This is a genomic window from Pseudomonas sp. H3_D04 (assembly GCF_054669175.1).
Window position 1 is genome coordinate 5,146,561 of sequence record NZ_CP162801.1, and the last position, 21,743, is coordinate 5,168,303.

Here is a 21,743-nt window from a genome sequence, read left to right on the forward strand (position 1 = left end):
GATCAATGAACGCTGCACTTCACAGTTCGTCACGATCTGACTTCGTCGCCGGTTGCACAGGGGGCTGCCAGGTCGCATTCAATCGCCCGCGACGTTGCCAGTAACCATCGGTGTCCAGTACCTCAAGCAATCCGACACTGGCGAGCGCGGCGAGGTACGCAGCGACCCCGTCCTTCGCCTCCTCGTTGAACAAGGCCGTTTCCTGTGGCGAGAAGCTGGGGGTGAATTTGAACAGGGCCCCGCCACGACCGGTGAAATAGCAACAGCCCCCGGAGACACCGCTCTTTTTCACAACGTCTCTGCAGAACCACAGGTCGGCCAAGGCCAGGTTATCCATCAGTAATCGATCAGACGCGGTGGGGGCCTTCACGAACAGGTTGAAGCGTTTGTAGAACTGATGAACAGCCGCCCATTTGTAGTCCTGCGGAAAAACCGGCAACGGCAAAGGCTGCGCACCCGGCACCGTGACCGGTGCAATGGGCCCACCCGGCCCTGAGTAAAACAGCGTACTGGCAGCCCCACTGTTGACGCCGTCCTCATGCGGCTCGACGGTCACGAACGAAGAAGACGCCTGATGGATCAGCACGCCACCCAGATACGGTTGGCCGACGTACTCGCCAATCAATCGCTGCGCCAAGCGAGCCGCATCATCGGCATGGGCGAAGACGGGGCCGAGCGCAAACCGGTTGTCCTGCTCCCACTTGATCAGCTCGATGCCGGTTTTGACACCCCGGGCATCAACCCTGAGCGGCGACCAGAAAGCGCTGCGCACCACGACCTGCAACTCACCGTTGGCGATGACTTTGCGCAGGTAGTCAATCAGCGATTCCCGGCCTGATTGCAGGATTTTCTCGTAGGCCACCGTGGCATGAAACAGGGTCCACTCAGGTGCCTTGGCCCTGGGGGCATAGCGCAACAAGGCACCGTCGGCGCAGGAGATGTAGACGTTGAGGTACGTGGATCCTTCAGCCGTGCGCACACCGACAGCGCCCAGCCCGTAGGACAGGTCTCGAGGCGAGATGAAGCTCTGTGTCACGTCATGGGGCAATCGTCCCGGGCTTGTCGACGGACACAAATAAATGCCCTCGACTCGATACCCCAACGGTAGCAACCCTTGGGGAAATACCCGCTCGACCGTGAGATGCCCTTGCCGCCCGTCGATCGGCAGCGTCGTCACGTACCGTTCACCGTTCAGTCCCTTGAGCACAAAGCCGAACATCAGGCTGGCACGGGCGCCTACCGTGCGATGGACATGGCGCATGGCATCGTCTACCTGCGTGAAGACCGGGCTGAGCGCCGGCTCGGTAATGGCAAATCGATGCACGTCCGACGAGATAATCCCCGGATAAGCACTCCAGTGCGACAGTTGCCTGGCCTCGCCCCACAGTCGGCTCCCCCGAATCACTTGCAACCGGCCGGCCCTTGCAACCTGATTGACATACTCGCTCGGTGTTAGCGTGCCGTTGCGCATCTGCAGTTCTATCGGGGTATGCCGGCGCTGCAATTGGCTGGGTGGCGCCAATGCCCGGGCGAGTTGCTTTTCGCTGGCGCTTGCACTGAGGGTGTAGCTGATCAGGCTGCCGTCGAGCCCCAGCAGGTATTCCTTGCCGGGCGACAGAGACGGGGAACCCCCGGAGCCGGTCAGAATGTCCGCCAGAAAATCCGTGGAAAACATCGCCTGGTACACGTCCCGCTCGCGGTTCGACAGCGCGAAAATCGGTTCGACCGGGATTCTGGAATGGTACCGGGCGACGACCGTACTCCCGGTCAGAAACAAACCCTGTTCAATCAATTCATCCAGACGAATCCAGTTGGCAGGGAAGTTCTCGACCTCCACGGCCACCGGCAACGTTGCGACAAACAAACCATCGGCGCGACGCAGCACCAGGCCGCCGTAGACCCGCTCACGCCGTGAGCCCAACTGCGCCAGCGCATAGCCCGCGGCATCGTCCTGCGACACAAAGACCGGACTGAGGGCTCGCCGCTGGATCTGCACGAAAGGTGTCCAGTCAGGTCCGACACTCCCCGGCTCGTCCCACAGCTCACTGGTGCGCAGCACCTTCAGTTCTCCGGCCTTGGCGAGCATTTGAATGACGTTGACATAGGGTCGTGTGTCCTTGCCCAATGCTGACGTCAGTTGCTGCACACCCTGATTGTCGAGTTGTGTTGAGGAGGCCGAGTACTGGTAACGCAACAATGCCCCATCCAGTGTTGCGATAAAAATGTTCAGGTCCTGAAAATGCGTCAGACGTTGCGTACCCTTGTCGTCGTAGATCGCTGCAGCCAAATCGCTGATGGACGCAAAATGCCGGGCAAACCAGGCCTCCGTGGTCGATAACCCTTTAGGCATCCAGCTTGCCGCGTAATAAAGCCCAAGGGTCCTGAACTCGTCGATCAATACCGGAGCGCCAAAGTCGCTTGCCTGGTTCAGCGCCCCCAGGCCCCTGGGCGTAACCGTTTCGGTCGCCACGTACTCCTCGCGCGCCTTGTGCTTGAGGATGAATCCCCAACCCGCCGCGGCTGCGCGGTAGTCATGCCGGGCACGATGGCGGGCGTTCAACACGGCGTCTTCGGCACTGGTAAAAATCGCCCCCAGCACGGGAGCGGCAATGTCTGTGCGGGCGGCCTCGTTATTTGACTGATCACCCAGCACCGTTCCCCGCGGCCCCCACACGTCGCTGCCGACCACCACGCGTAATCTGCCGGTGCCGGCCAGTTCGTCGACCACTGCACTGGGCTCAAGTGTGCCGGCTGCCAGCTCCTGGTCTATCAGCGTTTTGCCATCGGCGAGTACGGCCGCCCGCTGTTGCAGGCGGTTGCGAGCCGCCACTTTCGATACATCGGGGCTGTAAACCAACAGGGCGTCGGCTGAACCGGACAGGTAGAAATCAACAACATGCGCACGCTTGTCGAGCACCGAGCGAATGTCTTCGGTGGTGAACATTTGTGCGTGGATCAGTTGCTCTTGCAAGTCAGTACGCACAATGGCTCCGGCATCCGCTTGCCAACGCGAGGCGTACAGCCCATGAAAAGAGTGACCCTCGACCAACACGATCGGTGCCCCGGTAGCGTCGAGGGGGCAGAGCCTGTCCAGTGCAAACCGTTTTGCGGCAAACACCGGCTCGGTGGCGACGAAACGTTGGTTTCGATCCTGCAAAACCATCCCGACGAAGCCCTGTTCACGCCGGCTGCCAATATATTCATGAGCAAAACGGGCGGCATCGTCCGCCCTGAGGAAAGCGGGACTCAAGCGCCTCGACCGGGCATAGGGTTGCCAGTCAGGCCCCACGATCCCGACAACATCCCAAAGCGCGCTGTCCTTCAGCACCGTCAGCTCGCCAGCCGCTGCCACCTGTCCGATGTACTCCGCAGGCTTGAGCGTACCGGTCTTCAGTCGCACGTTGAGATCCGCGCTGTCCTCCAACGGTACTTCACGCAGGTGCGCCGAAGGTCGGTATTGCAACACGGCGCCGTCCCGGGTCCGGGCGTACACCTTGAGGTAGTCCGGGTACTCCTGCCGGTGGACATCTTCCAGCGAAAACCTGATGCCCGTAGCCAACTCCTGCGGTGAAAAAAAGCGCTCATAAAGCCAGGGCTCGCCGGCGCTCTGAGACGCATCACCCTGCGGCATGAAGTAGACGCCGTTCAGGTCGAAATCGAGCAGGCGCTCCAGCGTGCGATCGGCATTCATCGGGAAGGACTTGAACAGTTCGGCTGCCGGCTCGCTGGAAAGCACCGGATAGGTCGCCATGCACTGCGCGCTGCCGGCAGAGGTCACGACAAACCCCAGATAAACGCTGCCGGTGGATGCGGTTACCGTGGCGGCGGCCGCTTCGATGGCCTTGTCCACCTGGTCGAACACCGCACAAAAAAACGGCTGTACCGACGTCGAACTTCTCACCGCAGCCGTACCGAGCGTCCAGTTCGTCGGCACGTTTCCTCGCACGCCTCCCCACGGTGCATTGGCTACCAGTACGCTCAGGGTGCCGGTCTGGGCGACTTTCTGAATCAGTTGCTCAACGTCGGAGAACGGCCCGAAAGCCTTGACGCCCAGCTCAATGAGTTCTTCCTCTTCTGCCGGCTGAGTGGACTCGTACTTGATCAACGAGCCATCCGGCCCCGACAAATAATGACGCTGGCCATAGGCGCCCGGGTCCTGCATGTGACTCAGGAGATGTGCTCTGGAAAAAAATCCGAGGCTCAACGTGATCTCCTCAGTCGTCCAGCGCGGATGAATACGCTGGACGTCAGCGTGACTGGCCGCGTGGGACAAGTAATACGCCGCGCCCCTGTAGCCGGGTGGGGCAAACAGCTCTTGGGGGTTTTCAGAAGATGACAGGAAGTCGAAATCGAAATGCCTCATCCTTCCCGCCACCGGCAATGTGGGCTGAAATTTTCCGTCGCCACGCTGCAAGATCACACCGCCGTAAGTCTTGTCATGGCGCGCGCCGATCTGCCGGTGAGCCCAGTAGGCCGCGTCATCCGCGCTGATGAAGGTCGGCCCCAGGGCAGGAAAGGTTGCCCCGCGTCGGGGTGCTGAAGGTGTACTGATAGAGATGCCGTTCATGCGCTGCTCACTCAACTGAGAAGCCACGATGATCAAGATCCCGGAGCGCGGCAGGTGGTACATATATATCGCTACCGTTTTTTTGCTTTGCCGCACCCGGCACCAATGCTGCGCACGGCGGTGCACCCGCGCCTTCATCAAGCCCCAGTCTGGTGCGTCATCACGTTCACCGAGGGCTCTATTTCAATATTTCCCTGCCTTTTCCGAACAGGCACAGCCCTTGCTAAAGACCCTTCAGTAGTCCGCATCTGCCAACCCAGAAAAAATTCTAATGTTCATGGAGATCGCACAATGAAGCGTCGTAGCTTGATCAAGGCTTTCACACTCACGGCAAGCATTGCCGCGATGGGCATGACCTGGACCGTCCAGGCCGCCGAGACCATCAAGGTCGGTATTCTGCACTCGTTGTCCGGGACCATGGCGATCTCCGAAACCTCGCTCAAAGACATGGCGTTGATGACCATCGACGAGATCAACGCCAAGGGCGGCGTGAACGGCAAGATGCTGGAACCGGTGGTCGTGGACCCCGCGTCGAACTGGCCGCTGTTCGCGGAAAAGGGGCGTCAGTTGCTGACCCAGGACAAGGTCGCCGTGGTGTTCGGTTGCTGGACGTCGGTGTCGCGTAAATCGGTGTTGCCGGTGTTCGAAGAACTCAACGGCCTACTCTTCTACCCGGTGCAGTACGAAGGCGAAGAGATGTCGCCGAACGTGTTCTACACCGGTGCCGCGCCGAACCAACAGGCGATCCCGGCGGTGGAGTACCTGATGAGCGAAGAAGGCGGCAGCGCCAAGCGTTACTTCCTGTTGGGCACTGACTACGTTTACCCGCGCACCACCAACAAGATTCTGCGCTCGTTCCTGCACTCCAAAGGCGTAGCGGACAAGGACATCGAAGAGGTCTACACCCCGTTCGGCCACAGCGATTACCAGACCATCGTGGCCAACATCAAGAAATTCTCGGCCGGCGGCAAGACAGCGGTCATTTCCACCGTCAACGGCGACTCCAACGTGCCGTTCTATAAAGAACTGGCCAACCAGGGCCTGAAAGCGACTGACGTTCCGGTTGTAGCGTTCTCGGTCGGCGAAGAAGAACTGCGCGGCATCGACACCAAACCGCTGGTGGGCAACCTCGCGGCCTGGAACTACTTCGAGTCGGTCGAGAACCCGGCGAACAAAAAATTCGTGGCCGACTGGAAAGCCTACGCGAAGAAACACAACCTGCCGGGCGCCGACAAAGCGGTGACCAACGACCCGATGGAAGCCACTTACGTGGGCATCCACATGTGGGCGCAAGCGGCTGAGAAAGCCAAATCCACCGACGTCGACAAAGTCCGCGAAGCGCTCGCCGGCCAGACCTTTGCCGCGCCGTCGGGTTACACGCTGACCATGGACAAGACCAACCACCACCTGCACAAGCCCGTGATGATCGGCGAAATACAGGCCGACGGTCAGTTCAACGTCGTGTGGCAGACCGAAGGGCCGATCCGTGCCCAGCCTTGGAGCCCGTTCATTTCGGGTAACGACAAGAAGCCGGATTATGCGGTGAAGAGCAACTGAGTCACTGGATGTCGGCCTGAGCACTTCATTCAGGACCGACACAAATCCCTGTAGGAGTGAGCCTGCTCGCGATAGCGGTGGGACAGACAACAGACCTGTTGATTGATAGACCGCTATCGCGAGCAGGCTCACTCCTACATTTAGCCCGCGCAAGGCCTTACATATGCCCACCGCCCTTTACCGCTTGATCTTTGCACTCGCGCTCTTACTGCCGATGGCCGCGCATTCCGGCGACGCCGAAGACTTCGTCGCCGCCAATCCCGTGCAGCAAGCCAAGCTTCTGGAGTCCTGGGCTGCGCAGCCCGATCCTGCCCGTATCGAACTGATCAACGCCCTGCAACAAGGCGAGTTGACCGTCGACGGTCAAGCCAAAACCCTGCGCCTGAACAATCGTCTGCGGGGTCTGATCGACACCGCGCTGGCCAGCCACCAATTGCTCGCCGCCGACGCCAAAATCCGTCTGGCCGCCGCGCAGCAATTGCAGAAAAGTGCCAAACCGGCCCAGCTGAAATTCCTCGACCAACAACTGGCCGGCGAAAAAGATGAAACCGTCCACGCGGCCCTGAGCCTGGCGCTGGCCAACCTGCAACTGGTCGACACCGACCCGGCCGTGCGCCTCGCGGCGGTGCGCCTGCTCGGCGAAACTGGCGATCCGCTGGCCCGCACCCGCCTCGAAAGCCTGCTGGAGCCGGGCATTGAAACAGACGCCAACGTGCGCACCGCTGCCGAGACCAGCCTGGCCCAGGTCAAACGCAAACTGCTGATCGGCGAAATCCTCGGGCAAGCGTTCAGCGGCATGTCCCTGGGCTCGATCCTGCTGCTCGCCGCCCTCGGGCTGGCGATCACCTTCGGTCTGCTCGGCGTGATCAACATGGCCCACGGCGAAATGCTGATGCTCGGCGCGTACTCGACCTACGTGGTGCAGCTGATGTTCCAGCGCTTTGCCCCGCAAGCCATCGAGTTCTACCCGCTGATCGCGTTGCCGGTGGCGTTTTTCGTCACTGCCGCAATCGGCATGGCGCTAGAGCGTACGGTGATTCGTCACCTCTACGGCCGCCCGCTGGAAACCCTGCTCGCGACCTGGGGCATCAGCCTCATGCTGATTCAGCTGGTGCGTTTGGTGTTCGGCGCGCAGAACGTCGAAGTGGCCAACCCGGCCTGGCTCTCGGGCGGGATACAAGTGCTGCCCAACCTCGTGCTGCCGTACAACCGCATCGTGATCATCGCCTTCGCCTTGTTCGTGGTCGTGCTGACCTGGCTGCTCCTGAACAAGACACGCCTGGGTTTGAACGTGCGCGCCGTCACCCAGAACCGCAACATGGCCGCCTGCTGCGGCGTGCCGACCGGGCGCGTGGACATGCTCGCGTTCGGCCTCGGCTCGGGCATTGCCGGACTCGGCGGCGTCGCGCTCAGCCAGATCGGCAACGTCGGCCCGGACCTTGGACAGAGCTACATCATCGACTCGTTCCTGGTGGTGGTGCTCGGCGGTGTCGGTCAGTTGGCCGGTAGTGTCCTGGCCGCCTTCGGCCTGGGCATCGCCAACAAGATTCTCGAACCGCAGATCGGCGCCGTGCTCGGCAAGATCCTGATCCTCGCGCTGATCATTCTGTTCATCCAGAAGCGTCCGCAAGGCCTCTTCGCACTGAAAGGACGGGTGATCGACTGATGAACCAGCCCCTGATGCTCACGGCCAGCCAAAAGGCCGGCCCCAAAGTCACCATCGCTGTTGGCGCGGTGATTCTGGTTCTGCTGCTGGCGTTGCCGCTGCTCTCACTGTTGTCGCCGGACAGTGTGTTCCACGTCTCGGCCTACACCCTGACGCTGGTGGGAAAAATCCTTTGCTACGCCATCGTCGCCCTCGCCCTCGATTTGGTCTGGGGCTACGCGGGGCTGTTGTCCCTCGGCCACGGCCTGTTCTTCGCCCTCGGCGGCTATGCGATGGGCATGTACTTGATGCGCCAGGCCTCAGGCGATGGCTTGCCGGCGTTCATGACCTTCCTGTCGTGGACCGAACTGCCGTGGTACTGGACCGGCACCAGCAGCTTTCTCTGGTCGATGTGCCTGGTGGTGTTGGCGCCGGGGTTGCTGGCGCTGGTGTTCGGGTTTTTCGCCTTCCGTTCGCGGATCAAGGGCGTGTATTTCTCGATCATGACCCAGGCCCTGACCTTCGCCGGGATGCTGCTGTTTTTCCGCAACGAAACCGGGTTTGGTGGCAACAACGGCTTCACCAACTTTCGCACCATTCTCGGCTTTGGCATTACCGAGCCGGGCACGCGCGCGGTGCTGTTTTTCGCCACGGTGGTGTTGCTGGTGGCGAGCCTGTTTATTGGCTGGCGCCTGGCGCAGAGCAAGTTCGGCCGGGTGCTGACCGCGTTGCGCGATGCGGAAAACCGCCTGATGTTTTGCGGCTACGACCCGCGGGGTTTCAAGCTGTTTGTCTGGGTCTTGAGTGCGGTGCTGTGTGGTCTGGCTGGCGCACTGTACGTGCCGCAAGTCGGAATCATCAACCCGAGTGAAATGTCGCCGACCAACTCCATTGAAGCAGCCGTATGGGTGGCCCTCGGTGGTCGCGGCACGCTGATCGGTCCGCTGCTCGGCGCCGGTGTGGTCAACGGCATGAAGAGCTGGTTCACCGTGGCATTCCCCGAATACTGGCTGTTCTTCCTCGGCGCACTGTTCATCGTCGTGACCTTGTACCTGCCCAAAGGCGTGATCGGTCTGCTGAAAAAGAGAGGTGAGCAATGAGAGTCACTGCGACGGCTGAATTCATGCTCGAACCGGCATTTTTTCCTGTGGAGCCCAACAAGGACGCCGGCAGCAGCCGCGATGCCATCGGCCTGGGGCAACGTGTCGGCCCTGGCCTGGACACACGCCACGGCACGATCCTGACCCTGGAAGACATCAGCGTCAGCTTCGATGGTTTCAAGGCGCTCAACGCTCTGAACCTGTACATCGGCGTCGGAGAATTGCGCTGCATCATCGGCCCTAACGGCGCGGGCAAGACCACGCTGATGGACGTTATCACCGGCAAGACTCGCCCCAGTCACGGCAAAGCCTGGTTCGGTGAAACCCTGGACCTGACGTCGATGAGCGAAGTGCAGATTGCCCAGGCCGGCATCGGCCGCAAGTTCCAGAAGCCGACGGTGTTCGAAGCCTTGAGCGTGTTCGAGAACCTGGAGCTGGCGCAGAAAACCGACAAGTCGGTGTGGGCCAGCCTGCGGGCTCGCCTCAGTGGCGAACAGAAAGATCGCATCAGCGAGGTGCTGGAAACCATTCGCCTGACGGCCTCGGTCAATCGCCCGGCGGGTCTGTTGTCCCACGGCCAGAAGCAGTTTCTGGAGATCGGCATGCTGCTCATGCAAGACCCGCAACTGCTGCTGCTCGACGAGCCGGTGGCGGGCATGACCGATGCCGAGACCGAGTTCACCGCCGAACTGTTCAAAAGCCTGGCCGGCAAGCATTCGCTGATGGTGGTGGAGCACGACATGGGTTTTGTCGGCTCGATTGCCGACCACGTCACCGTGTTGCACCAGGGCAGCGTGCTGGCCGAAGGGTCGCTGGAACAGGTGCAGGAAAACGAGCGTGTAATCGAGGTTTATCTCGGAAGATGATTTTGCTCCCGTAGGAGCGAGGCTTGCCCGCGAAGCTTTTGGCGGCCTCGAGGCCCCCTTCGCGGGCACGCCTCGCTCCTACAGGGGATTTGAGGGGAATTTGAAGATGCTGCAAGTCGACAAACTGCACCAGTATTACGGTGGTAGCCACATTCTGCGGGGCCTGACGTTTGACGTGAAGGTCGGTGAAGTGACGTGCCTGCTGGGGCGCAACGGCGTGGGCAAGACCACCCTGCTCAAATGCCTGATGGGTTTGCTGCCGGCCAAGGAAGGCGCGGTGAACTGGGAAGGCAAACCGATCACCACGTTCAAGCCGCACCAGCGGGTGCATGCCGGGATCGCCTATGTGCCTCAGGGTCGCGAAATTTTCGGCCGCCTGACCGTGGAAGAAAACCTGCTGATGGGTCTTTCGCGATTTCCTGGTTCTGAGGCCAAGGAAGTGCCGACCTTCATCTACGAGCTGTTCCCGGTATTGCTGCAAATGAAGCAACGGCGTGGCGGTGACTTGTCCGGCGGCCAACAGCAGCAATTGGCGATTGGCCGCGCACTGGCGAGCCGTCCACGGCTGTTGATTCTCGATGAGCCCACCGAAGGCATCCAGCCGTCGGTGATCAAGGAGATCGGCGTGGTGATCAAGAAGCTCGCGGCCCGGGGCGACATGGCGATTCTGCTGGTCGAGCAGTTCTACGATTTCGCCGCCGAACTGGCCGACCAGTACCTGGTGATGTCCCGCGGCGAGATCGTGCAGCAAGGTCGCGGCGAAAATATGGAAGCCGAGGGTGTACGCGGTCTGGTTACGATCTAATCTGAAGCGTCCTGACGATAACTAGAAGACATGAACTTACCTCTCCCCACTGCCCTGTTTACACCGAGCTGGCATGCCGAGCTGGAATTGGGCTACGCCCGGTTCGGCGACAGCACGCGCCCGGTCCAGCGCCGGCATAAAGGCCCGCTGCGGGTGCAGAAGCACCTGTATGCCGAAGGGCCGCAAGTGTGCCAGCACATCATCGTTCATCCGCCGGGCGGCATCGCAGGCGGTGATCGACTGGACATCTCGGCCAGCGTCGGCCCGGATGCCTGGGCGCAAATCACCAGCCCGGGCGCTGCCAAATGGTATCGCGCGGCGGGGCCCGCCTATCAGCAGCTGACGTTGAAAGTGGCGTGCGGTGCGACACTGGAATGGCTGCCGCAAGAGACGATTATCTTCAGCGACGCCCAGGCCGAACTCGGCACCTCGATTGATCTGGAGGGCGACGCCCGGCTGTTTTACTGGGACGTCGTGGCGCTGGGTCGCCCGGCCAGTGGCGAGCGCTTCGACCTCGGGCATTTTCAGGCGCAACTGGACATCCGCCGCGACGGCCAGTTGCTCTGGCACGAACGCCAGCGCATTGTCGGGGATGACGGGCTGCTCGACTCGCCGATTGGCCTGGATGGGCAGCCGGTGTTTGCGACGTTGCTGGTCACGGGTGAGATCGATAGCGAACTGCTGGAAACCTGTCGCTCGCTGCCCAATGAAGTGCGCGGGGATCTGACGCAATTGCCGGGGCTTCTGGTGGCTCGGTGTCTGGCCAGTGAGGCGCTGTTGGCGCGGGGCTGGATGATTGATTTGTGGCGGTTGCTGAGACCTGCGTTGCTCGGCAGGGAAGCGGTCCCACCCAGAATATGGAGCACCTGAAACACTTTCCAATGTGGGAGCGAGCCTGCTCGCGAAGGCGCGGTGTCATTCAACATAGATGCTGATTGACCCGCCGCCTTCGCGAGCAGGCTCGCTCCCACAAGGTTTGTATTCACAGTTCCAATGACCTTTTTAACTGCCCTGATGGATTCCAAACGATGGACCTGACCCCACGCGAAAAAGACAAGCTGCTGATCTTCACCGCAGGCCTCGTGGCCGAGCGGCGTTTGGCGCGCGGCGTGAAACTCAATTACCCGGAAGCCATGGCCTACATCTCCGCTGCGCTGCTCGAAGGCGCGCGTGACGGCCAGACCGTGGCCGAACTGATGCACTTCGGCACCACCCTGCTCAGCCGCGAACAAGTGATGGAAGGCATCCCGGAAATGATCCCGGAGATCCAGGTCGAAGCGACGTTCCCCGACGGCACCAAACTGGTCACCGTTCACCAACCCATCGCCTGAGGACGCGTCATGACCTATCACATCCGCGACGCGCTGCACGCCGATCTGCCGGCTATCCGCGACATCTACAACGACGCCGTGCTCAACACCACGGCGATCTGGAACGAACAGGCCGTGGACCTGGGCAACCGTCAGGCATGGTTCAGCGCCCGGCAAGCCCAGGGTTATCCGATCCTGGTGATCGTCGACGGCGATAACAGTGTGCTGGGCTACGCTTCATTTGGTGACTGGAGGCCGTTCGACGGTTTCCGCCACACCGTCGAGCACTCGGTCTACGTGCGTAGCGACCAGCGTGGCAACGGTCTCGGCCCGCAATTGATGACGGTGCTGATCGAGCGCGCCAAAGACTGCGACAAACATGTCATGGTCGCTGCCATCGAAAGCGGCAACGCCGCTTCCATCCGTTTGCATGAACGGGCCGGTTTCGTGACCACCGGGCAAATGCCGCAGGTGGGCACCAAGTTCGGCCGCTGGCTGGACCTGACCTTCATGCAACTGACCCTCAATCCTGGCGCGGAGCCGCCGCCCGCCAACAAGGAGTAATTGCCGATGAACGCTGCCCAACTGCGCCGCGTCAATGTTGAAAGCTTTGCGCACTATCGTCAGGGTTTGATTGATTTGCTGCTCGACGCCGTCGGCTATGGCGCCAGTGTCGGGTTCATGGCCAATCTGGACGCCACTCAGGCCCGCGCCTATTTCGATGAGGTTCAGGACAACCTGAACAAGGGCAACGTACTGCTGTGGGTGGTGGTCAAGGACGAGCAAGTGCAGGCCAGTGTGCAACTGACCCTGTGCCAGAAAGCCAACGGTCTGAACCGTGCCGAAGTGCAGAAACTGCTGGTGCGCGAACATGCGCGCCGTCGTGGCCTGGGCCAACAATTGATGAGCGCGCTGGAACAGGCCGCGCTCCAGCACAAACGCGGCATGCTTTACCTCGACACCGAAGCCGGCTCCCCCGCCGAAGACTTCTACAAGGCCCTGGGTTACACCAAGGCAGGTCAAATCCCTGATTACGCCTGCGACCCGAGCGGCCAGTACAAACCGACCGCCCTCTACTACAAGATTCTTCAGGGAGCCCACTGATGATTCCCGGTGAATACCAGATCCAGCCCGGCGACATCGAACTCAACGTTGGCCGTCGCACTGTCAGCCTGAAAGTGGCCAACAGTGGCGACCGGCCGATCCAGGTCGGCTCGCACTACCACTTCTTCGAAACCAACGACGCCTTGAGCTTCGACCGCGCCGCCAGTCGCGGCATGCGCCTGAACATCCCCGCCGGCACCGCCGTGCGCTTCGAGCCGGGGCAGAGTCGCGAGGTCGAGCTGGTGGACCTGGCCGGGCATCGCCGGGTGTTCGGGTTTGCCGGCAGGATCATGGGTGACCTCTAAGGAATGCGGTGTCTGCACCGACCCCATCGCGAGCAGGCTCGCTCCCACAGTTGATCGCATTCCCCTGTGGGAGATTCTATGGTTGAGGGGAAACCCTCAACTGACCTTTGACTGATATTCGCTTTGCCCTTTCAGCAAGGCGAATGCCACCCGCGCAAGCTTGCGAGCCAGCATCACCAGCGCCTCAGTGGTGCTGAAGCCCCGGGCTCTTTGGGCTTCGTAAAACCCTTTCCAGGCTTTCGTACGGCTAGCCGACATCGCTGCATTGTGCAGAAGCCGGCGGGCCTCGGGGTCACCGCGCTTGGTCAAACTGCGGCGACCGTCCTTCTGTCCTGATTTAGACACCCGTAAATCCATGCCCAGGAAGGCGATAAACGCATCCGCGTTTCTAAAATCCCCGCGCTGAAATGCAGTTATCAAGCGAGCCCCAGTCAAAAATCCAATGCCTTCAACTTTCAGGCAACGTTTCAGTTGACCGAGTAAACCGGCTTCTTTGAGCTGATCGTTGATCGTCTTTTCGATCAGCGTTTCAAGCTGCTGCATGGACTTCACTTGTTCTGCAAAAGCCGCTTTCAGCAGCGGCTCATTCGACCAACTCTGCACCAGGCCAACCCTAGCCTGGACCAAGGCAGCCCGGCGGCGGAAGAGGCTCAGGAGCTGGCGGTACAGCGGTGATGGAGGGGTCCAAGGGCGCAACTCCTCGGCTTCGTTCTTCAGGTAACGGGCCAGCAACTTGGCGTCCAGCGCGTCGGTTTTGGCGCGGATTTTCACGCCTTCGCGATAATGTTTGAGTTCATAGCCTCCCACCATGTAAATCGCACATCCGGCCTCATAGGCCAGATCAGCAAAGTCCAGGTGATAGATGTTGGTCGCCTCAATGGCAATAGCCACCGTCCCCGGCAACGTATTCAGCCACTGCTTGATGGATGTTTTAGTGTTGGGAATCTCTTTAAGCAAATCGTTATCAGCCTGATAAATCACCAGTTCATTCTTGGCGACATCCACGCCCACGATCGGTTTTGATAGAGAGACCGGCATTGCCATAGGATTTCCTCCGAGATAAGGTTTGAGCACTTGAAGGGCTCACCCAGAGGCGCAGGCTTGTTCCTATCGTCGGTCTAGCCAGATGCATTCTTTATCGGCGCTTGGGTGAAAGGAGGAGGGGCGAAATCTCCCACAGTCTGTACTGCGTCAACAGTCAGAATCGAGCCTTGTCCCTCCTCCTCCCTTCAAGTCCTACCATACAAGCGAGCCTGCTCGCGAGAGTGAGCGCAGCGAACGATTTCAAATTCAATTGAATCTCAAGGCGAACGAATGAAGATTTCCCGTCAGGCCTACGCCGACATGTTCGGCCCCACCGTCGGTGACAAGGTCCGTCTGGCCGATACCGAGCTGTGGATCGAAGTGGAAAAAGACTTCACCACCTACGGCGAAGAAGTGAAATTCGGCGGCGGCAAAGTCATCCGTGATGGCCAGGGGCAGAGTCAATTACTGGCCGCCGAAGTGGTCGACACCTTGATCACCAACGCGCTGATCATCGACCACTGGGGCATCGTCAAAGCCGACGTCGGCCTCAAAGACGGCCGCATCGCCGCCATCGGCAAGGCCGGCAACCCGGACATCCAGCCGGACGTGACCATCGCGGTCGGCGCCAGCACCGAAGTCATTGCCGGTGAAGGCATGATCCTCACCGCTGGCGGCATCGACACACACATCCATTTCATCTGCCCGCAACAGATCGAAGAAGCATTGATGAGCGGCGTCACCACCATGATCGGCGGCGGCACCGGTCCGGCCACCGGCACCAACGCCACCACCTGCACGTCCGGGCCGTGGCACCTGGCGCGTATGCTCCAGGCTGCCGATGCATTCCCGATGAACATTGGCTTTACCGGCAAGGGCAACGCAAGCCTGCCGGAGCCGTTGATCGAGCAGGTCAAGGCCGGCGCCATCGGCCTCAAGCTGCACGAAGACTGGGGCACCACCCCGGCGAGCATCGACAACTGCCTGAACGTCGCCGACCAGTACGATGTGCAGGTGGCGATCCACACCGACACCCTCAACGAGTCGGGCTTTGTCGAAACCACCCTCGCCGCCTTCAAGGGTCGCACCATCCACACCTATCACACCGAAGGCGCGGGGGGCGGTCATGCCCCGGACATCATCAAGGCCTGCGGCTTTGCCAACGTGCTGCCGAGCTCGACCAACCCGACCCGGCCGTTCACCCGCAACACCATTGACGAACACCTCGACATGCTGATGGTCTGCCACCACCTGGACCCGAGCATTGCCGAAGACGTGGCCTTCGCCGAAAGCCGCATCCGCCGCGAAACCATCGCCGCCGAAGACATCCTGCATGACCTCGGCGCGTTCTCGATGATCAGCTCCGACAGCCAGGCCATGGGCCGCGTCGGTGAAGTCATCACGCGCACCTGGCAGACCGCCGACAAGATGAAAAAGCAGCGCGGCCCGCTTCCCGGGGATGGCGAAGGCAACGACAACTTCCGCGCCAAACGCTACATCGCCAAGTACACGATCAACCCGGCGATCACCCATGGCATCAGCCATGAGGTGGGCTCGGTGGAAGTGGGTAAATGGGCGGATCTGGTGCTCTGGCGTCCGGCGTTTTTTGGCGTCAAGCCGACCTTGATCCTCAAGGGCGGGGCCATTGCGGCCAGCCTGATGGGCGATGCCAATGCTTCCATTCCGACGCCGCAACCGGTGCATTACCGCCCGATGTTTGCCAGCTACGGCGGCTCGTTGCACGCCACCAGCCTGACCTTCATCAGCCAGGCAGCCCAAGAAGCAGGTCTTCCCGAGGCCTTGGGTTTGAAGAAGAAAATCGCAGTGGTCAAAGGGTGCCGCGAGGTGCAGAAAACCGACTTGATCCACAACGACTACCTGCCGACCATCGATGTCGACCCGCAGACCTATCAAGTCAAGGCCGACGGTGTCCTGCTGTGGTGCGAGCCCGCTGATGTGCTGCCGATGGCCCAGCGATATTTCCTGTTTTGATCGTTCTGTCTGCCTGACAATCCCGGGGGCCTGGCGTACCAGCCCCCCGGGAAAAACAGGTGCAATCAGCTGTCCGGCTGCACGACAAAGGGCAGTTCTACCCTTTGCAGTTTTGCCCGGTCGATCGCCTGTTGGGTGAAGGTTTTGAGCAACGCCTTTTGCTCTTCATCGATCGTCTTCAACTCAGCAGCGTATTGCGCATCGGTCATGATGCGTCCCGGTGCAAAGTCGCTTTCCGGCTTGTTCAGTTCCGCGCCGAGCACCCTGAGCGCTTCCTTCAGCCGAGCCTTTTGCTCAAGGGTCAGCGTTGTGTCGTTCGCACGCTGGTCCAAGGCCATATAGAAGTCTGTCGTGGCATCGATCCGGCGCCTGAACACTTTGAAAGCCCGTCGGTTGACACCCTCGACATAGGATGACCAGAACGGCTGTTCGACAAGCAAATCACCGAGCAGCTCACCTTCCTCAAGGTCGAGCACACGCAGGTAAGCATTGTCGGTCATCGCCGAGGTGACACCCGCGATCCCTCGGAACTGCATGTTTCGAGACTGCCAGGGCAAGTCCAGCCGTTCGGCAAGATCGGTCATGAACGCCAGGTGAACTTCCACCTCATCGATCGTGCCCATCACCTCCCCCATGGCATTGACACGCCTGAACTCCTCGCCCATCGCCTCGCGTTCGGAAATGGTTTTGCGGGCAATCCTGCTCAGTTCATCCAGACGTGACTTGCCTCGCGCCAGCGTGACCAGCTCACCCTCCACCAGCGAAGGATTGGCCAACTCATAGGCTTCATGAATCAGCACCTCCAGGCCCATGGCATTGAACAGCTGCGCGCCCGCATCGACGCACGTTGTGGGCACCGTACTCATGGTGAAGAGTTTTTGCCGAAGCTCGGTATTTTTCGACATCGCCTCGAGCATGCGCCAGACCTTGGCGGTCATATCGACCCGAAACCCGAGGTCGTGCTTGAAGTGCCCCGACTCGGTGAGTTTGCGGATTTCGTTGAAAAAACCGACCGATCCGCGCTCATCCTCGACACTGTTCCAGACCGCTTGCTTCGCCACCCATTCCGGCCGTGTCATGCCCTCCTCCCAGTCGAGACTGTCACGCACACCACGGGGAGGATAAGGTCGATCGGGGTCCATGCCGATGGACTCGATGTAGTCCCTGAGCGTTTGCAGATTGGCCTCGGCCAACCACTGCGGCTCTCGGCTCAGCAAGGTGCGCGCCAGCAATTCCGCCTGAGCGGAGCCAGGGGGCACTGCCGGAATGTGGGTGATTTCGTTGCGCTGCAAATCCAGGAAAAAATGCCGGAACCGCGGTTGTGCGAACAGCCCCTGCGGCCAGGTGTGCACGCCGGTGTCCGCCAGGATCAGCGTATGCAACCTTCTCATGCCGCCAATATCCGGGACTTGCCCCAACGGATTGCCAAACAGGTCCAGAACCTCCAGTCGTGTCAGGTTGCGCAGGTCCGCGACGCCTTGTGCATCCAGGACAATACGGTTGCCTCGCATGTTGAGTTCCGTCAGCGCGCGCATGCGGCGGATGGCACCGGGAACAGCGGAGAACGCATTGCCGTTGACGTTGAGCGAACGCAAGCGGGGAAAATGATCGAGAAAGGAACTGTGTTCGTCGGTCAATTCGGACAGGGTCAGATTGAGGCGCGTGACGTGATCGAAATTACCTTCCAGGGCAGGCATGGTACGCAGATGACGCCCCAGCGGGATGTTTTCCAGGTCGAGCACAACGCCCTGCAGATGACCGAATGAATCCACGTGGCGCAACCCGGTGTGCTGCCAGCATTCCCTGATCTCTTTGTATAAAGCGTTTCTGGCTTGCCATTCGGCGACGCCGGCAGGCGTGAAGCTGTACGCTTCGGTCGGCGATTTCAACCAGCGTTGAAAATCGGCGTTGAGCCGATCGAATTCCGCTTCGAGTGCGCTGGCCCTCTGTTCCAGACTGAGTTCGCTGCCACTCATCTGCAGATAGGCCAAGGCTTCGGCCTCCGTCCATCCGGGGCGGACAACACGCACCCGCTCTTGCGGCGTCATGGGTTCGTTGATTCGACTTAGCCCATGAGCCACCCCGCGCATGCCGCCACGCAGGCGCATCGTGACGGGGTCATACGCCGGTTTGCGTACAGGGTTATCGCCCAGAAGCGCGCTGAACCTTTCCCGTGGCAATGGCGTTTTTTGAATGGCGGACTTGAGCGTGGCACCTTGGTTGACGTGATACCCCAGCGCGTTTCGTTCGGCATCCGGCAACGCATGCAACACCGACGCGTATAAATCATCGGCCCCGTGCAATTGCAGATCATCGGTATCGCGCGTCTGGTATTGGCCGTCCTCGCTGACCAGGATTCTGCGGTGGGTGGCGTCCGTCGGGCCGACGCTGTCGCGCAACGGGCCATCGAATGAAAACTCACGGATTTCGATCCGCACGTTTTCGGGCCAGCCGGGTAGCGCCTGCATCGAGTGCAACGCCAGCCGCTCGGTGTCCACACCGAACGCCGCGTCGAGAAAGAGCCCTTCATAAGCGCGCGCGGTTCGTATGGCCCGCAAGGCCACTCTTACCCGCTCCCTGAGTTGCAAGGGGATGCGCGACGGCTCGGTGATGTCGAGCCGGTCTTGCGGCTCGATGTCGGCGAGCAGTTCCCGGGCTACCGCAGCGGGGAGCCCATTGAACGCATCCTGAAGCACCTGCACCTGCGGGTTGTCGGTTTGCTGCAAACGGCGACTCAGCGCGTCAAACAGAGCTGCGCGGCGACTGTCTGCTCGCCCGGCCAGCAGGTTTTTCAAGGCATCGATGCGGACTTGCTCGTCCGTTGAAATGCCCTGCCCGAGCATCGCGTGGATATCGGCCTCGTTCGCAAACTTCACGGCACGCTCCGGCAGTTTCCCTGAACGAACCTCGGCACGACTTATCTTCAGCGTGTCGGCGGGCAGAGCATCGACGTTGCCGAATTTGATCGAGCGCCCGCTATGCCCAGGGCCGTCAAACAGCTCGATGCCTTTTTGCTCAGGCCATCCGGGCCATTCAACCAGCAAGCGGGGCACCTGCTCGACGAATGCTTGCGGAACCTCGTTGAGCCTTATCTGCCCGGGTAGTTTTTGCACTTCGGCCCAGGCCTGGAAGCGTTCGATCGTGTCGGTCAGCAACGCGGGCGGCGGTTCGCTGACCACATGCAAGCGACGCAATTCGTCCTCCTCCATGCCGCTGACGAGACGAATATGCTCCAGGGTGTTATCAGAAAAGCCCTCGACCGCCGGGCCCAGGCGCCGCATGAGGGTGGTTTTGTCCCACTCGATGGGACGGTCGAGTTCGGTTTTCCACGCGCCGCCACCGTTGTGCTCCAGTGTCGGCTGATAAGCCTGTGGCCGGGCCGGATGTTGCAAGCGTGGCTGGCCGGTGCGTGAATCGTTGATCACTTCGAAGTGTTGGTTTCCATGCTTGAGGAAGTCCTTTTCGCTGTGCCGATACAGGCCCTGCTCGCTTGGCTTCGCCTCGGCGGGCAACACCATGTCATGGGCGTAGGGCGAAAGGTCCTGCTTCCAGAGGCGCGTCTGGCCGTCGGCCAGATCAACCTTTTCAACCGGTTGATAAACGCCGATGGTTTGACCGACGCCGCCGCACCGGCCGGCAAGACATGCCCAGCGCCCATAATGGCCAACTGCGCGAAATTGATCATGACGCCGGTGAGATGGGACGCCGCGTCTTCCTTGTCACCCTTGCTCCAGTCTTCGAAGCCTTCCAGGGTTTCCAGGACCATCTGCCCGACCATGACGGCCAGCATCGCTTCGCCCAGGCCGGGCACCAGCATGGCGCCGAAATTGAACACGTTCCAGCCGATGTTCAGATAACTGATCAGCCGGTTCCAACGGGTGGTGGCGTCTTCATCGCCGGTCGGCACGGCGATGTGCCGCGCATCGGCAATCGCTTTTTCCCTGCGCCAAAGTCTTGTTTGCGCCCAGAGATCGCCCGAAATGATATGGGTGACAGGCTCTGCGTTGGCATTTTCAACGGCGCTCTCCCGCCACCACGGCCCCATGTCCAGCGGCTCGCGCTGTTTCCAGGTGAAGGTCGAGAGGCGCTCGCGAACCCGGGCAAAAAACTTGCCCTGGTCTTTTTGCGCGACAAAACGGCTGAAAAACTGTTGATAACCCGGCGAGCGCAACTGGCTCGTCAGCGCCTTCATGAAGTCAGTGAAGGACTCGTATTCCTTGAAGGGGTGGTCGGGATCATCGGGGACATACGCAATCAGCGTCCCCTCCAGACGACTTTGTTGATAAGCATCGTCCCGTTGCAACATGGCCTCAACGAGACCGCTGGGGCCATTGGCGAAAAACGCCTGGAGCAACTTGAACTGATCAAACTCCTGCCCCGGGAGCAGTGTCAGACGTCGCGACCATTCCAGCATCGTTCGTTGATGCTGTGGAATCAGCGCGTCGTAAACCCGTTTGATTTTCGAAGGGTCCGCCACTGCACTGAACAACACAATGCCGGACAGCCTGAACCCCATAATCGCCAGCCGGTGGCATTGCAGGGGCCGACGGCCCATCAAAATGCCTTGTTCGTTGTCACGAATCTGCCGGAGTTTCCCGTAGCCATAGGACGTGATGTCTTTTTTCAGATACGCGATCAGTGCCGATTCGTGAAACGCGGCTTTTTCACTGGCCGTGCATTGCTGCACGACGGTCGCTCTGGCCGTCACCTCTTCGGGCATCAGCAATGCCTTGATGTGACGCTGATAGTGCGCACCGATATCGAGCGTGCGGCACAGGGCGGCAAATCTTTCGACCGTCAGCGTATGCCGCTGAAGTTCGTTTTCGTCGTCCCTGATGAAGATGCCCGAGCCATCGCGAAACGCGCCCTCCTGTGTTTCAGGGGCCTCGAAATTGTGCAGGGCCGCCTCCAGCAATGATGATTGCCTGAGCCGACTGGCATGGGTATCGATGCCAATAGCCAGATTGGCGGGGACGTACAGCCGAATCAGCGTCGCGTTGACGTCCAGTTCCAGGTTCAAATGCTCTTTCAAAGCCTGGACCAGCAAGGGCTCGGCGAAGGCAAGAATGTCCTGCTGTACATTCTTCAGCGCCGCGTCCAATGGCCCCTGAAGGCGCCAGCGCTCGTCGATCAACTCCTTGAGGTACTGGCGATCAATGGCGCTTGAATTCAAATACCACTCAGGAAACTCCGGTTTCGAATGGGCAAAGGCAACCAGGCGTGAGGCGGGCGCGTCTTTGACCGGCGCGGGCAGTTTGCCCAGCAGATAATCACGATACACATTGTTATTCACTTCTCTTGCCTGCCCGGCAATGGCTGGCCGACCCGGGCTGTCCGAACGTTCACTCATTTCGCAAATCCTTATGCGACGAATTGAACCACCAGATTATTGGCTGGCGACGAAAACAAAAGCTCAAAAAACAACGCCAAAATCACGAATACATCAACGTCGCATTCGATTTAAGAATC

General features: G+C 60.3%; 13 protein-coding genes and 1 pseudogene. 11 read left to right on the forward strand and 3 right to left on the reverse strand.

Going from position 1 to position 21,743, the window contains the following annotated elements; translation table 11 throughout:
- Nucleotides 1-19: 19 nt before the first annotated feature.
- Nucleotides 20-4,567: a hypothetical protein gene (locus AB4N91_RS23800; RefSeq protein WP_460111827.1), complete on the reverse strand. Its 4,548-nt coding sequence runs from the start codon at nt 4,565-4,567 to the stop codon at nt 20-22.
- A 291-nt stretch (nt 4,568-4,858) separates the two neighbouring features.
- On the opposite strand from AB4N91_RS23800, the gene urtA reads away from it, so the two are divergent.
- The 10 genes from urtA to AB4N91_RS23850 all read left to right on the forward strand — a co-directional run bounded on the left by urtA (nt 4,859) and on the right by AB4N91_RS23850 (nt 13,259).
- Nucleotides 4,859-6,124, forward strand: a complete 1,266-nt coding sequence (gene urtA / locus AB4N91_RS23805) for an urea ABC transporter substrate-binding protein (RefSeq protein WP_010463931.1) — start codon at nt 4,859-4,861, stop codon at nt 6,122-6,124.
- A gap of 163 nt (nt 6,125-6,287) precedes the next feature.
- Nucleotides 6,288-7,790, forward strand: a complete 1,503-nt coding sequence (gene urtB / locus AB4N91_RS23810) for an urea ABC transporter permease subunit UrtB (protein ID WP_010463933.1) — start codon at nt 6,288-6,290, stop codon at nt 7,788-7,790.
- Nucleotides 7,790-8,869 carry an urea ABC transporter permease subunit UrtC gene (gene urtC, locus AB4N91_RS23815; protein WP_010464088.1) on the forward strand — a complete coding sequence of 360 codons (1,080 nt, stop codon included), beginning with the start codon at nt 7,790-7,792 and terminating at the stop codon, nt 8,867-8,869. Before urtB ends, urtC begins: the two co-directional genes overlap by 1 nt.
- Nucleotides 8,866-9,735 carry an urea ABC transporter ATP-binding protein UrtD gene (gene urtD / locus AB4N91_RS23820; RefSeq protein ID WP_010464089.1) on the forward strand — a complete coding sequence of 290 codons (870 nt, stop codon included), beginning with the start codon at nt 8,866-8,868 and terminating at the stop codon, nt 9,733-9,735. The genes urtC and urtD overlap by 4 nt, the downstream gene beginning before the upstream one ends.
- Nucleotides 9,736-9,841: 106 nt before the next feature.
- Complete coding sequence (urtE, locus tag AB4N91_RS23825; protein ID WP_154913214.1) at nt 9,842-10,540, forward strand: urea ABC transporter ATP-binding subunit UrtE; 699 nt, start codon at nt 9,842-9,844, stop codon at nt 10,538-10,540.
- A 30-nt stretch (nt 10,541-10,570) separates the two neighbouring features.
- Nucleotides 10,571-11,410 (forward strand): urease accessory protein UreD, encoded by an 840-nt coding sequence (locus AB4N91_RS23830; RefSeq protein ID WP_010464093.1) that lies wholly within the window; start codon nt 10,571-10,573, stop codon nt 11,408-11,410.
- 158 nt (nt 11,411-11,568) lie between these two features.
- Nucleotides 11,569-11,871, forward strand: a complete 303-nt coding sequence (ureA, locus tag AB4N91_RS23835; protein WP_007907366.1) for an urease subunit gamma — start codon at nt 11,569-11,571, stop codon at nt 11,869-11,871.
- 9 nt (nt 11,872-11,880) lie between these two features.
- The gene (locus AB4N91_RS23840; protein ID WP_010464096.1) at nt 11,881-12,414 is read left to right on the forward strand and encodes a GNAT family N-acetyltransferase; all 534 of its coding nucleotides are present in this window, start codon (nt 11,881-11,883) and stop codon (nt 12,412-12,414) included.
- Between the two features lie 6 nt (nt 12,415-12,420).
- Complete coding sequence (locus AB4N91_RS23845) at nt 12,421-12,954, forward strand: GNAT family N-acetyltransferase (RefSeq protein WP_010464097.1); 534 nt, start codon at nt 12,421-12,423, stop codon at nt 12,952-12,954.
- On the forward strand, nt 12,954-13,259 hold the full coding sequence (locus AB4N91_RS23850) for an urease subunit beta (protein WP_010464099.1): 306 nt from the start codon (nt 12,954-12,956) through the stop codon (nt 13,257-13,259). Before AB4N91_RS23845 ends, AB4N91_RS23850 begins: the two co-directional genes overlap by 1 nt.
- Nucleotides 13,260-13,355: 96 nt before the next feature.
- Here the strand turns inward: AB4N91_RS23850 and AB4N91_RS23855 are convergent, their stop codons facing one another.
- Nucleotides 13,356-14,303 (reverse strand): IS110 family RNA-guided transposase, encoded by a 948-nt coding sequence (locus AB4N91_RS23855; RefSeq protein WP_042932411.1) that lies wholly within the window; start codon nt 14,301-14,303, stop codon nt 13,356-13,358.
- A 270-nt stretch (nt 14,304-14,573) separates the two neighbouring features.
- Between AB4N91_RS23855 and ureC the strand changes: the two genes are divergently transcribed.
- Complete coding sequence (ureC, locus tag AB4N91_RS23860; protein ID WP_010464104.1) at nt 14,574-16,274, forward strand: urease subunit alpha; 1,701 nt, start codon at nt 14,574-14,576, stop codon at nt 16,272-16,274.
- Between the two features lie 65 nt (nt 16,275-16,339).
- Here ureC and AB4N91_RS23865 read toward each other — a convergent pair.
- A pseudogene (locus AB4N91_RS23865) lies at nt 16,340-21,624 on the reverse strand (NEL-type E3 ubiquitin ligase domain-containing protein).
- Nucleotides 21,625-21,743 lie beyond the last annotated feature (119 nt).

Bases quoted from the DNA above. Each gene is read 5' to 3' on its own strand.
- AB4N91_RS23800 (WP_460111827.1), bottom strand. From the start codon at position 4,567: ATGAACGGCATCTCTATCAGTACACCTTCAGCACCCCGACGCGGGGCA.
- urtA (WP_010463931.1), top strand. From the start codon at position 4,859: ATGAAGCGTCGTAGCTTGATCAAGGCTTTCACACTCACGGCAAGCATT.
- urtB (WP_010463933.1), top strand. From the start codon at position 6,288: ATGCCCACCGCCCTTTACCGCTTGATCTTTGCACTCGCGCTCTTACTG.
- urtC (WP_010464088.1), top strand. From the start codon at position 7,790: ATGAACCAGCCCCTGATGCTCACGGCCAGCCAAAAGGCCGGCCCCAAA.
- urtD (WP_010464089.1), top strand. From the start codon at position 8,866: ATGAGAGTCACTGCGACGGCTGAATTCATGCTCGAACCGGCATTTTTT.
- urtE (WP_154913214.1), top strand. From the start codon at position 9,842: ATGCTGCAAGTCGACAAACTGCACCAGTATTACGGTGGTAGCCACATT.
- AB4N91_RS23830 (WP_010464093.1), top strand. From the start codon at position 10,571: ATGAACTTACCTCTCCCCACTGCCCTGTTTACACCGAGCTGGCATGCC.
- ureA (WP_007907366.1), top strand. From the start codon at position 11,569: ATGGACCTGACCCCACGCGAAAAAGACAAGCTGCTGATCTTCACCGCA.
- AB4N91_RS23840 (WP_010464096.1), top strand. From the start codon at position 11,881: ATGACCTATCACATCCGCGACGCGCTGCACGCCGATCTGCCGGCTATC.
- AB4N91_RS23845 (WP_010464097.1), top strand. From the start codon at position 12,421: ATGAACGCTGCCCAACTGCGCCGCGTCAATGTTGAAAGCTTTGCGCAC.
- AB4N91_RS23850 (WP_010464099.1), top strand. From the start codon at position 12,954: ATGATTCCCGGTGAATACCAGATCCAGCCCGGCGACATCGAACTCAAC.
- AB4N91_RS23855 (WP_042932411.1), bottom strand. From the start codon at position 14,303: ATGGCAATGCCGGTCTCTCTATCAAAACCGATCGTGGGCGTGGATGTC.
- ureC (WP_010464104.1), top strand. From the start codon at position 14,574: ATGAAGATTTCCCGTCAGGCCTACGCCGACATGTTCGGCCCCACCGTC.